This is a genomic window from Andreprevotia chitinilytica DSM 18519, from assembly GCF_000711875.1.
In the GTDB taxonomy this organism is placed as follows: Bacteria; Pseudomonadota; Gammaproteobacteria; order Burkholderiales; family Chitinibacteraceae; genus Andreprevotia; species Andreprevotia chitinilytica.
The window spans coordinates 1-2,217 of record NZ_JONM01000059.1; the positions used below are offsets into that span (position 1 = coordinate 1).

Below are 2,217 nucleotides of genomic sequence, written 5' to 3' on the forward strand. Positions count from 1 at the left end.
ATTCCCGTGTGAAAGTAGGTCATCGCCAGGCTCTTATTTGAACGCCCCAGCATCCCATGATGTCTGGGGCGTTTGCTTTATGGCCGCCAAATGCGCGAGCGCATGAACTGACGCATCAATCTAGTGATAAACCCAATCTTGGCGCCGGCATCTCGCCACTTCTGTGCTGCACTTCAAGCCTTACTCATACATCTTCCCGCAATACAAAAACATCGCGAACCGCTTCCACGGCGAGGCCTCGTTCAGGCCCTGCGTTTTACCGAGGTGGGTGGTTTCGGCCCAGTGCAATGCCGCTTCCAGGAAGTCCTCGATGGTGTGGTGCTCCCAGCCCTTGCTGCCGCGTCCAGTGGCATCCAGTGGGCTGTTTACCTCAGCCCGACGGTCGGCGAGTAGCGCATTGACGAAGGTGAGGAATGAGCTTGGGTCGGTCACGTTCTGGAGTTGCTCATACAGGGTCATGTGACTCCTTGGGGGCTGTGCTGTGAACCGGGCAGGGGACGGAGATGCGCCGCTGCCGTGGGGTGTCCGTCATATCACCAGACAAAAAAAGGGCTTGCCTGCGATCCACATTCACCGGATCGCAAACAAGCCCTTTTTTCATTTCTCTCTACGTCAAATCAGACCGCTTTAGCGCGGCTTCGATGGGCGTGTTTTTTACTTCGCGCTCACGTTCGCACCTGCAGTGCCTACCGCAATAAACACCCCTGCCGGGGCGATGCTGAACAGGTCGGTTGTACCGGCGTTAGCGACCGCCCATGAGCCAGTGGCCCCGGTGGTGCTGTATGCAACAGTGCCAGCAGTGCCGACGGCGATGAATTGGTTATCCAGGCCGAAGCAGACCGCGTACAAGTTCTGTGTGGTCGGGCTGGTCTGGACCGTCCAGGTGCTGGCGTCGGGGCTGGAGATCACCGTGCCGGCATCGCCAACGATCACATAGGTGCTTAAACCAAACGCCACCTGGCGCAGATTGTTGGTCGTGCCTGATGCCCAGCTAGTCCAGGTCACACCATCCGTACTGGTCAGCACGGTGCCGCTCGCACCGACGGCGACAAACTTGTTGTTTACATAGGCCACGCCATACAGGTTGTTGGTGGTGTGAGAGAGCTGTGCCGTCCAAGCGCCTGCCAGTGCTGCGGTGGCATTGCTCTGGATCGAGCCGCCATTGCCGACAGCGACATATACACCATTGCCATAGGCGAGTGCATTGGTGCCGCCGGTGGCTGCGGTTGCTGCTGTCCAGGTCACGGTGTCCGTGCTGACCAGCGTGCTGCCGTCTGCGCCGATGGCATCAAAGCGGGTGCCATCGTAAATCACCGAAGTCAGATTGCTGGAAAGGCTGGCCGGTAAGCCGGTCGGCTTGGTCCACGCAGTGACGCCGCCGGTGCTGGTGTAGCTGTACGGCGCGGCATAGACGGTGCCCGCTGCGCCGACGGCGACGAAATTGCTGTTGCCATAGGCGACGCTGGTGAGCGTGTTGGTCGTGAGGGCCGTACCGACGGTCCATGTGGCGGTCGGGCCGACCAGTCGTGCCGACGTGCTGATCGACGGCGTAGACGGGCCTGCCTTGCTGCCATCGTTGGTGGCGTTGAGCACAAAGGCGTATTGCGTGCCATTGGTCAGCCCGGTCAAGACGTAGGGCGAGGTCACGTTGGGGATGATCTTGGCACCGGCATCGCCGCTGCTGGTGCTGGCGCCGGCCTTATAGAACAGCCAATACGTCTGCCCTGGCACCGTATCCCAAGTGAGGGTGATCTGGCCTTCGCCAGCGGCGGCGACGAAATTGGTCGGGGCGGTCGATGGGCCGTCGCTGCTGCCGTTGTTGCAGGCTGCGAGCAGCAGCAAGGAAAGAATGACGCCGAGGCTTCGGAGGATACGAATCACGGGTTTACCTTTTGGATGTGGATCGGGATCGGGGGAGAAGAGGGCGGCAAACGCGGGTTTCGGCATGCCGGCCATTCAGCCAAGGCCACATGATAAAACGGCTGGCCGTTACTGTTGCGCTGTTTAACGGCCTATCCGATCAAAAAGTAGACAAACTACCCGGTTGAACGAGAAAAGTTGGCGAGTTGACCGATGGACTCGGGGCGTGGGACTTGGGACAGATCGTGCAGATGTGGCATCGGCGACGTCACCCCGATTTTGAGTAGCAGGCGGATTTAGAGTCCAATCCCATTACCCAGGAGATTGGACGTGAAGAAACGCTATAGCGAAGAACAA

2 protein-coding genes are annotated in these 2,217 nt (G+C 59.4%); both read right to left on the bottom strand.

From position 1 onward, the window contains the following. Window positions 1–180 precede the first annotated feature (180 nt). Complete coding sequence (locus BR41_RS21635) at window positions 181–459, bottom strand: DUF7660 family protein (RefSeq protein ID WP_035061506.1); 279 nt, start codon at window positions 457–459, stop codon at window positions 181–183. Window positions 460–654: 195 nt separating this feature from the next. After that, complete coding sequence (locus tag BR41_RS23345; protein ID WP_169741350.1) at window positions 655–1,881, bottom strand: fibronectin type III domain-containing protein; 1,227 nt, start codon at window positions 1,879–1,881, stop codon at window positions 655–657. Window positions 1,882–2,217: the final 336 nt, after the last annotated feature.

What these genes read in the sequence shown, in the direction of transcription:
- BR41_RS21635 (WP_035061506.1), bottom strand. Translation starts at nt 459, where the DNA reads ATGACCCTGTATGAGCAACTCCAGAACGTGACCGACCCAAGCTCATTC.